This window comes from Nocardioides sp., assembly GCF_034670285.1.
GTDB lineage: Bacteria > Actinomycetota > Actinomycetes > Propionibacteriales > Nocardioidaceae > Nocardioides.
Genome location: NZ_JAXMNS010000100.1, coordinates 1 through 10065, shown reverse-complemented (window position 1 = coordinate 10065; position 10065 = coordinate 1). Strand labels below are relative to the sequence as shown.

The 10065-nt window shown below is 70.9% G+C and carries 9 protein-coding genes; 6 read left to right on the top strand and 3 right to left on the bottom strand.

The features are described 5' to 3' along the window. Window positions 1-181: 181 nt before the first annotated feature. The 3 genes from VOI19_RS07035 to VOI19_RS07025 all read left to right on the top strand — a co-directional run bounded on the left by VOI19_RS07035 (window position 182) and on the right by VOI19_RS07025 (window position 3754). Window positions 182-619, top strand: a complete 438-nt coding sequence (locus tag VOI19_RS07035) for a Fur family transcriptional regulator (protein WP_323792249.1) — start codon at window positions 182-184, stop codon at window positions 617-619. Between the two features lie 64 nt (window positions 620-683). Beyond that, window positions 684-2915 (top strand): catalase/peroxidase HPI, encoded by a 2232-nt coding sequence (gene katG, locus VOI19_RS07030; protein ID WP_323792248.1) that lies wholly within the window; start codon window positions 684-686, stop codon window positions 2913-2915. 689 nt (window positions 2916-3604) lie between these two features. Then, complete coding sequence (locus VOI19_RS07025; protein WP_323792247.1) at window positions 3605-3754, top strand: hypothetical protein; 150 nt, start codon at window positions 3605-3607, stop codon at window positions 3752-3754. Window positions 3755-3758: 4 nt separating this feature from the next. On the opposite strand, the gene VOI19_RS07020 is transcribed toward VOI19_RS07025, so the two are convergent. After that, on the bottom strand, window positions 3759-5159 hold the full coding sequence (locus VOI19_RS07020; protein WP_323792246.1) for a helix-turn-helix domain-containing protein: 1401 nt from the start codon (window positions 5157-5159) through the stop codon (window positions 3759-3761). Window positions 5160-5270: 111 nt separating this feature from the next. Beyond that, complete coding sequence (locus tag VOI19_RS07015) at window positions 5271-6245, bottom strand: NAD(P)H-binding protein (protein ID WP_323792245.1); 975 nt, start codon at window positions 6243-6245, stop codon at window positions 5271-5273. Between the two features lie 36 nt (window positions 6246-6281). Here VOI19_RS07015 and VOI19_RS07010 point away from each other — a divergent pair, with 36 nt between their 5' ends. Then, a complete protein-coding gene (locus VOI19_RS07010; RefSeq protein WP_323792244.1) occupies window positions 6282-6872 on the top strand; it encodes a LysR family transcriptional regulator substrate-binding protein in 591 nt (196 codons plus the stop codon). A 3-nt stretch (window positions 6873-6875) separates the two neighbouring features. On the opposite strand, the gene VOI19_RS07005 is transcribed toward VOI19_RS07010, so the two are convergent. After that, window positions 6876-8312 carry a GuaB1 family IMP dehydrogenase-related protein gene (locus VOI19_RS07005; protein ID WP_323792243.1) on the bottom strand — a complete coding sequence of 479 codons (1437 nt, stop codon included), beginning with the start codon at window positions 8310-8312 and terminating at the stop codon, window positions 6876-6878. 43 nt (window positions 8313-8355) lie between these two features. Between VOI19_RS07005 and galK the strand changes: the two genes are divergently transcribed. Both galK and VOI19_RS06995 read left to right on the top strand, forming a co-directional pair. After that, window positions 8356-9468, top strand: a complete 1113-nt coding sequence (galK, locus tag VOI19_RS07000; protein WP_323792242.1) for a galactokinase — start codon at window positions 8356-8358, stop codon at window positions 9466-9468. A 102-nt stretch (window positions 9469-9570) separates the two neighbouring features. Further along, entirely contained in the window at window positions 9571-10023 is a 453-nt protein-coding gene (locus tag VOI19_RS06995) for a hypothetical protein (protein ID WP_323792241.1), read from the top strand. Window positions 10024-10065 lie beyond the last annotated feature (42 nt).

The window sequence follows — 10065 nt, the reverse complement described above, 5'->3', positions numbered from 1 at the left end:
CGCTAGCTTGAGGTGCTAGTGCCCCATTAGCGGGCGTGGGGGTTCAAGTCCCCCCTCGGACACTGGAAAGGCCCCGGCTCCACGGGGCCTTTTCTTCATTTCACGGCACTCCTCCAGAGCACTTCGACGACGCGCCGCATCCTTTCTTGACTCGTTCAAGAAAATGCGGGACGGTCGTCCTATGCCGTCCGACGCACTGCTCGAGCAGTCCCTGCGCGACGCGGCCCTGCGCGTGACCCGTCCGCGGCTGGCCGTGCTGGCTGCCGTGCACGCTCACCCGCACGCCGAGACCGACGTCCTCATCGAGGCCGCCCGGGGCGCTGTCGGCGAGGTGTCGCACCAGGCGGTCTACGACGTGCTGCGTGCCCTGACCAACGCCGGGCTCGTGCGTCGCATCCAGCCGTCCAACTCGGTGGCCCGCTACGAGGCCCGCGTCGGCGACAACCACCACCACGTCGTGTGCCGCGGCTGCGGCTCGATCGCCGACGTCGACTGTGCCGTCGGCGAGACACCCTGCCTCACGGCCACCGACGACCACGGCTTCGTCATCGACGAGGCGGAGGTCATCTACTGGGGCCGGTGCCCTGCCTGCACCGCCGGCTCCCCCGCATCTTCCTGACCCGGTCGACCTGCTCGACCAGTCACGACACGTCATCGCAACCACCGCAACGAAAGGTCCACGCATGACCGAGAGCCAGCACCAGACCCGCGAGGCCGGGATGAACACCGAGGAGGCCGGCGGCTGCCCGATGGGCGACCGCTTCAAGCACCCCACCGAGGGTGGTGGCAACCAGGACTGGTGGCCCAACCAGCTCAACCTCAAGATCCTGCGCAAGCACCCCGCCACGGCCGACCCGATGGGCAAGGACTTCGACTACGCCGAGGCGTTCGCCGGCCTCGACCTCGAGGCCCTGACGCGTGACCTCGACGCCCTGATGACCGACTCCCAGGACTGGTGGCCTGCCGACTCGGGCCACTACGGAGGGTTCTTCGTCCGGATGGCCTGGCACAGTGCCGGCACCTACCGGGTCAGCGACGGTCGCGGTGGTGCCGGGTCCGGCATGCAGCGCTTCGCCCCCCTCAACAGCTGGCCCGACAACGGCAACCTCGACAAGGCCCGTCGCCTCCTGTGGCCGATCAAGCAGAAGTACGGACGCGCGATCTCGTGGGCCGACCTGATGGTCTACGCCGGCAACCGGGCGATGGAGACGATGGGCTTCACGACCTTCGGCTTCGCCGGTGGACGTGCCGATGTGTGGGAGCCCGACGAGGACGTCTACTGGGGCCCCGAGCAGACCTGGCTCGGCGACGAGCGCTACACCGGCGACCGCGACCTCGAGAACCCGCTGGCGGCCGTGCAGATGGGGCTGATCTACGTCAACCCCGAGGGTCCCAACGGCAACCCCGACCCGGTGGGGTCGGCTCGCGACATCCGCGAGACCTTCGGCCGGATGGCGATGAACGACGAGGAGACCGCTGCGCTGATCGCGGGTGGCCACACCTTCGGCAAGACCCACGGCGCGGCGAACCCCGAGGAGTACGTCGGCCCGGAGCCCGAGGGCGCCTCGCTCGAGGAGCAGGGCCTGGGCTGGAAGCAGACCTTCGGCGCCGGCAAGGGCCAGGACACGATCACGAGCGGCATCGAGGTCACCTGGACCTCGACCCCCGCCACGTGGGACATGCAGTACCTCGAGAACCTCTACGCCTACGAGTGGGAGCTCACCAAGAGCCCCGCCGGCGCCCACCAGTGGCAGCCCAAGGACGGCGCCGGCGCCAACACGGTGCCGAACCCCACCACCGGCGAGCTCGACCGCCCGCCGATGATGACGACGGCCGACCTCGCGCTGCGGATGGACCCGGTCTACGAGCAGATCACGCGTCGCTTCCTGGCCAACCCCGACGAGTTCGCCGACGCCTACGCCCGCGCCTGGTACAAACTGACGCACCGTGACATGGGGCCGATCCAGCGCTACCTGGGTCCGCTCGTGCCCCAGGAGTCGCTGCTGTGGCAGGACCCCGTCCCGGCCGTCGACCACGCGCTGGTCGACGACGCCGACGTCGCCGCCCTCAAGGAACAGATCCTGGCGACCGGTCTGTCGGTCTCGCAGCTGGTCTCGACCGCCTGGGCCTCTGCCTCGACCTTCCGCGGCAGCGACAAGCGCGGCGGAGCCAACGGTGGACGCATCCGCCTCGAGCCGCAGCGCAGCTGGGACGTCAACTCCCCTGACGAGCTCGCTCGGGTGATCACCACGCTCGAGGGCGTGCAGGAGTCGTTCAACGCAGCCCAGAGCGATGGCAAGGCCGTCTCCTTCGCCGACGTCGTCGTCCTCGCCGGTTGTGCCGGTGTGGAGAAGGCGGCCAAGGACGCCGGTCATGACATCACTGTGCCGTTCACGGCCGGGCGCACCGACGCCACGCAGGAGATGACCGACGTGGAGTCCTTCTCCTGGCTCGAGCCGACCTCCGAGGGCTTCCGCAACTTCGCGGGCAAGGGCCAGCGACTCCCCGCCGAGTACCAGCTCGTCGACCGGGCGAACCTGCTCACCCTCAGCGCTCCGGAGATGACGGTCCTCGTCGGTGGCCTTCGCGTGCTGGGGGCCAACCACGGCGGGTCGGACCTCGGCGTCCTCACGTCGGCCCCGGGCACCCTCACGAACGAATTCTTCGTCAACCTCCTCGACATGTCGGCGACGTGGACGAAGGTCTCGGAGAACCCCGACACCTACGAGGCTCGCGCGGCCGACGGCTCGGTCGTGTGGACCGGCAGCCGGGTCGACCTGCTGTTCGGCTCCAACTCCGAGCTGCGCGCACTGGCCGAGGTGTACGCCAGCGCCGACGCCGGCGAGAAGTTCGTGCGCGACTTCGTGGCCGCGTGGGTCAAGGTCATGGAGCTCGACCGGTACGACGTGGCCTGAGGCAGGCACAGTCCGGCGCGAACCCGGACACATTCCGGACACTGCCGCCCAGTGCAGGGCCCGGAAGCGTCACCACGGACGCCCGCACCACGGTCATCGCGACCGCGGTGCGGGCGTTCGGTGATTTCCCACCATCCGTCTAGACCAGTGGGTCGGCAGAAAATATCTGTGCAATCCGCATAGTCCCTCTTCACAACGGGTACGGAGGCGCGCACGACCGGTCGCCACCGTCCGGACGTGGCCTGTCGCGAGCCTCGCCCGCGACACCTGCCACACCTGCGGGCGCCTTCGACCGAGCGCCCCCTCCTCGCGCGGACGGCGGGCCCGGCATCGAGGTCCGTCGACCACGTTACCGCAGGTCACAGGCGACATGGAGGGGTTTCGAGGAACGCTCCAAGCCGGGCGATACCACCGCCGGCACAGCCGCAAAGACGGGCCCCACGAGCGTCATCGCGAGTGGGTTCGGCGCCACCCCCGGGCCACCTGGTGGCGCCTGCGCCGTGGCGCGACACGCTGCACAACGCACGCGCGAACGGGAGCATTTGAACCGCCTCAGGGACGGCTCCAGCACAACTGGCCTCTTCCCAGATCCTGGATATCCGGCACAATCGGCGCTGTGTCAACCCTCCTTGACAGGAACTGACCGCCCAATGCGCCTATCTCGGCACCCCCGCACCCAGGAGATCCCCATGAAGACGATCCGCACCGCACTGCTCGCCCTGACCGTCGCTCTCACCGTTGCCGGTGGCGCGGGTGCCGTCAGCAACGTCGACGCCCCGGCCGGCCAGACCTCGATCACCGCGACCAAGAGCGGCGGCGGCAGCAGCTGGTGCTGCTGACGTCTCAGACGCTCGCGACCCGCGGCGCAGCAGCAGCTGTCGGACGACTCAGTCCCGTCGTGGCACCGGCCGACTTGTAGGCCTGCGCCGCCTCCCGGTAGAGGCCGTGCTCATCGAGGCATGCCCCGAGCTCGAACCACAGCTGGGCAACCCCGTGGTCACCGTCGTACTCGGCGAGCTGCTCGCTCGCCGCACGAAGATGAGCAATCGCGTCCTCGGATCGTCCGTGTACTCCGGCGATCTCGCCTTGGAGCAGCAGCGCCTCGACACCGAGGATCGACGACTCGGTCTCCACGCAGCCCAGGATCGAGTCGAGGATCTCGGAGGCCTCGAACAGCGCACCGAGCAGGAACTGCGCACGAGCCTGACCCATCTGGATCCGCGCGCGGTCGGCTTCGTTGATGCCACTGACCCGGCCGTCGGCCTCGGCGCGGTTGAGGATCTCCAGCGCTTCGAGCGGCAGCGGCGGATCGCACTGGAGGTGCAGGACACCGAGCTGGATCCGGAGTCGGGTCTGGCTGCGTGAGTCCTCGGCCACCTCGAGCAGCGAAAGGGCCTTCTCCGCCATCGGAAGAGCGGCCTCGACCCGCCCCTGGCGGGACTCCATGATCGAGGTGTTCCAGTAGGCGGCGGCTCGCGCCTCCGGGGAATCGAGGTTCTCGGCCTGCTCCAGCGCACGCTGGCACACACGCACGGCGTGGTTGACGTCGCCGCGCTCGAAGTGGGCTGAGGCCACCGTGACGGTGAGCTGAAGGCCCTCGGCACTCGAGTCGAGCTGCTCCTGGCCCAGGGCGGCCACGGCACGCTCGCCGATGTCGGCGGCGCGCGCGTAGTCGGTGCTGTCGCGGTAGCAGCGGCTGAGCGCGGTGTAGGCCTTCAGCAAACGCATGACGTCGGCGTCGTGGGCCACGATGCGCTCGAACAGGTCGATGGCGTCGGCACGCGGGCCGACGGCCTCACGTGCCAGGGCCTGGAGCAGTCGCGCCTGGTGGCGCAGCTCGGGCGGCACGGCCGTGGTCTTCTCGGACTCCGCCAGCACCGCCTCGACGCGACCGAGGGTGAGCTCGGGCGAACCGGTGCGCAGCTCGAGGTCGGCGTAGTCGAGCTCGAGCGTCAGCCGCGCCACGACCGCGGCGTCGAACGTGATGACCGAGTCGTCCGGAGCGAGCAGCTCCTCAGGGGTGCACGTCAACCGCTCTGCGAGGGCGATCAGCAGGTCGGCACCGGGACGGCGCTGGCCGGCCTCGATGCGCGAGATGTAGGCGGTCGACATGTCGGTGCCCGCAGCGTCTCCCTGCGTCAACCCGGCGCGCTGACGTGCATGGCGGATGCGCCGACCCAGAAGGCCGGCGTCGATGGTCTTGACCTTGACCCGGAGGTCAGCGAGGTCTTCGTGTGAGCTCATCACAGATCCATTGTGCCCGAATGTGTCTCTGTCATGCCCGAGATGCTCGCAGAGTTTTCTGAGCGGCACCCAGAAGCGACGACGCCCGTGGCTCATCCCGGCCTTTCCAGGTCATGACAACCGCCAGGTGGTGCCGACCCAGGCCGGGTCGCTGGCCGCCTCGCCCTGGAGGTCGCCCCCCGGCTCGGTGGCCCCTGTGCGGGCGGCGAGCGAGCGGGTGATCGCCTCGTCGATCGTCAGGTAGTCGTGGCCGGGGAGCAGCTCCTCGTGCACGTCGGTCTCGGCGCAGACCATGTCGTGGGACAGGCTCCGCACCAGCGCGCGCACCGTGGACCTCGGCACCCCGGTCAGTGCCGCCACGGCCTCGCCCACGACTGCGGCCGGCGCGAAGGGCACCGGAACCCGGGGACGGCTGACCCCGGCCGCGCGGGCGAACCGCTCGAGCAGCTCGGCGTAGGTGACGACCTCGTCGCCGCCGACGTCGTAGGCCCTGTGGCGTGGCTCGCCGTCGAGCGCGGCGCACAGGAGCGCGACCACGTCGGTCACCGCGATCGGCTGGATGCGGCTGTCCATCCACGACGGGACCGCGGCCACCGGCACCCGGTCGCTGATGCGACGCAGGACCTCGAACGACAGCGACCCACCGCCGATGACCATCGAGGCGCGCAGCACTGTCGCCGGGACCTGACCGGCGAGCAGGATCTCCTCGACCTCGAGGCGCGAGCGGAGGTGGTCGGAGAGCTCCCCCGGTGGCACCAGCCCTGACAGGTAGACCACCCGGCCGACCCCGGCGTAGGCGCAGGCTGCGGCGACGTACTCGGCCGCCTCGCGATCACGCTTGAGGAACTCCCCCGATCCCATCGAGTGCACGAGGTAGAACACGGCGTCGACGTCGCGGATCGCGAGGTGCACCGACACGGTGTCCTCGACGTCGAGGTGGCGGTGCTCGACCCGGTCCGACCAGGCGTACGCCGACAGCGCCTCGAGGTCGCGGCCCGTCGCGATCACATGGTGGCCGCGCTCGAGCAGGGCAGGAATCAGACGGGAGCCGATGTAGCCGGAGGCACCGGTGACCAGGACGCGCATGCCACGACGCTACGGGAGAGCGCCATACTCACGACCATGGCTTCTCCTGCACCGTTCCGTCTCGCGTTCGTCACCGGCGCCACGCCCGACAAGTGGGCCCGCACCTGGCGCGAGCGACGACGTGACCCGCTCGAGCTGCTGCCCGTCGCGGAGGACGAGCAGGAGGTCGCGCTCCGGAGCGGCGAGGCCGACATGGCGCTGGTGCGCCTGCCCATCGACAAGACCGGGCTCCACTGCATCCCGTTGTACGACGAGATCGCAGTCGTCGTCGCGGGCAAGGACCACTTCGTCGCCGCAGCAGACGACTCCGTCGAGCTCGCCGACCTCGACGACGAGCAGCTCGTCGTCCCCCATGTCTCGGGGTGGACCCCGCGAGCCGAGCAGCTCGCCTGGCCGGCGATGAGCGTCGCGGACGCCGTGGAGACGGTGGCTGCGGGCACGGGGGTGGTCCTGCTCCCCCGCTCCGTGGCACGCCTGCACTCCCGCAAGGACGTCGTCGAGCGCGAGGTCCGCGACCTCCCGACCACGAAGGTCGGGCTGGCGTGGCTCATCGAGCGCGACGACGAGCGCACGCAGGCGTTCGTGGGGGTCGTGCGCGGACGCAGCGCCAACTCCAGCCGCTCCTGATACTCACCAGCTGGTGGCGAGCGGCCGCCCCTCCTGGAAACCAGCGGCCGACTGGACGCCGATCGTGGCGCGCTCGTGCAGCTCGGCGAGGCTGGCGGCTCCCGCGTAGGTGCAGGCAGACCTCACGCCGGAGCAGATCTGGTCGATGAGGTCCTCGACACCGGGCTGCGCCGGGTCGAGGTACATCCGCGACGACGAGATGCCCTCCTCGTACAGGCCCTTTCGGGCGCGGTCGTAGGCCGACTCGGTCGAGGTCCGGTTGGCCACCGCGCGGGCCGACGCCATCCCGAAGGACACCTTGTAGGCGCGCCCGTCGGCATCCTCGACCAGGTCGCCCGGGGACTCGTGGGTGCCCGCGAACCACGAGCCCACCATCACCGACGACGCCCCGGCAGCGATCGCGAGGGCGACGTCTCGCGGGTGCCGGACACCGCCGTCGGCCCACACGTGGCCGCCGAGGTCATGCGCGGTGGCGGCGCACTCCAGGACCGCCGAGAACTGGGGGCGCCCCACGCCGGTCATCATCCGGGTCGTGCACATGGCACCCGGGCCCACGCCCACCTTCACGATGTCGGCCCCGGCCTCGAGCAGGGCACGGGTGCCGGCGGCCGACACGACGTTGCCTGCCGCCACCGGCACCTGGGGGTCGAGGGAGCGCACCGCGCGCAGCGCCTCGATCATCCGGCCCTGGTGACCGTGGGCGGTGTCGACCACCAGGCAGTCGACCCCGGCATCCATCAGCGCCGCCGCCTTCTCATCCACCTGGCCGTTGACGCCGACCGCCGCAGCGATGCGGAGGGACCCCGCAGCATCGACGGCGGGGGCGTAGAGCGTGGCCCGCAGGGCTCCGGTGCGGGTGACGACGCCGACCAGCCGACCGTCGGCGTCGACAGCGATGGCGAGGGCCCCGCGCGCCTGGTCGATGCGGTCGAAGGCGTCACGCGGCGCGGTGTGCTCGTCGATCAGCACTGCCGGTGCGCGCATGACCTGCGAGACCTGCGCGAACCGATCGACGTCGCGGCAGTCACGGTCGGTGACGAGCCCGACCGGACGACCCTCGACCACGACCACGGCGGCCCGGTGGGACCGCTTGGGCATCAGCGAGAGCGCCTCGGCCACCGTCTGGTGCGGGGAGAGCTGGATGGGGGTGTCGAAGACGAGGTGACGCGACTTCACGTGGTCGACCACCGCCGCGACCACCGACACCGGGATGTCCTGCGGGATGACCGTGATCGCGCCGCGACGGGCGACGGTCTCGGCCATGCGCTTGCCGGCGATCGCCGTCATGTTGCTGACGATGATCGGCACCGTGGCGCCGGTGCCGTCGGTCGTCGCCAGGTCGACGTCGTACCTGCTGGCGATGTCGGACTCCCCCGGCACCATGAAGACGTCGTCGTAGGTCAGGTCGTGGCTGGGCTTGGAGCCGTCGAGGAAACGCACGTCGACAGACGATACGAGGTGAGCCCACTTCTAGGGTGGAGGCATGACACGCACCGCTGCTGCCCGCGCCCCCGGGCGGGTGAACCTGATCGGCGAGCACACCGACTACAACGCCGGCCTGTGCCTGCCGATCGCCCTGCCGCACGACACGTTGGCGGTCGCCACGACCACCGAGGAGCCGCGGGTCAGGATCAGCAGCGAGCAGCAGCCGGACTCGTGGACCGGCGCCCTGGCCGACTGCGGGCCCGGGGGGCCCCGGGGCTGGGTGTCGTACGTCGCCGGCGTGCTGTGGGCGCTCGAGCAGGACGGGTACGACGTCCCGACCGGGCTGGACCTGCACGTGACCAGCACCGTCCCCCTCGGCGCCGGACTGTCCAGCTCGGCGGCGCTCGAGGTCTCGGTCGCGGTAGCGGTGCACGCGCTCACCGGGCGCGACCTCGACCTCGCCGAGCGCACCCGGCTGGTCGAGGTCTGCCGTCGCGCCGAGACCGAGGTCGTCGGTGCTCCGACCGGCGGGCTCGACCAGAACGCCTCGCTGCTCTGCGACGTCGACAGCGCCCTGCTGCTGGACTTCGCCGACGCGTCCTTGACCCCGATCCCTCTTGGTTTCTCCGCTGCGGACCTCGTCGTCACCGTGATCGACACCCGCGTCTCGCACGCGCTCACCGACGGCGACTACGGCTCCCGGCGCCGCGAGTGCGAGAGCGCAGCCGAGCGGCTCGGCGTGACCACCCTGCGCGAGACCGACCTCGACGCCTTGTCGGGCTTGGACGACGACGTGCTGCGGCGCCGGGCACGGCACGTGGTGAGCGAGAACCGTCGCGTGCGGGACGCGACGACGGCGATCGCGCGCGGAGACTGGGAGCGGCTCGGTGCGTTGTTCTCGGCGTCGCACGTCTCGTTGCGCGACGACTTCGAGGTGTCGTGCCCCGAGCTCGACCTCGCCGTCGCCGCGGCTCTCGGCGCCGGCGCTCTGGGCGCCCGGATGACCGGCGGGGGCTTCGGGGGCTCGGCCATCGCGCTGGTGCCGCGCAGCGGCCTCCCAGCGCTGCGTGCGGCCGTCGACACGGCCTTCGCGGCTGCCGGTCACGACGCACCTGCTCATCTCGATGCGCCACCCTCCGCAGCGGCTCGGGTCGTTCCGCGCCGGCCGTGAGAGTTTTTCGGGCACCAGGGCACGTCGCAGCGTGGTGCTCCTCACACCGCGCTCACCCGCGCAGGTGTCGCCCGCGTCGGATGCGCGCGCTTGAGTGAGGGCATGAAGATCATCTCGACCCTCACGTCCGTGGCCAAGCTGCCTCTCGCCCTCGTCGGTCGCCTGGTGGGTGCGGTGACGGGGCGCGAGCCGTCGGTGTCGACTCCGTCGGCCGACAGCGCCTCCAGCACCCCCAGCGCCCCCAGCGCCCCTGCCGCCGCTGCCGAGGCCCCAGAGCAGAAGACCCCCGCCAAGAAGGCCCCTGCGAAGAAGACCCCTGCGAAGGCGAAGCCGTCGCCGGCCGTCCAGAAGGCGCCTGCGGGCGGACCCGCCGCCGTGGACGTCACGGCCGCCGCCGAGCCCGCGCCCAGCACGCCGCCGGTCACCGACATCGATGCCGAGGCGGAGGCCGTCGAGGTCGACGTCACGCCCGCCGACGTCGCCGCCGCGATGGGCACCAAGCTCGACCAGGAGTCGGACGGCGGGTCGGAGGACGAGCTCGCCGGCAAGTCCTGAGCCAGACCTGAACGACGAGGGGCCCCCGCGCAGTCGCGCGGG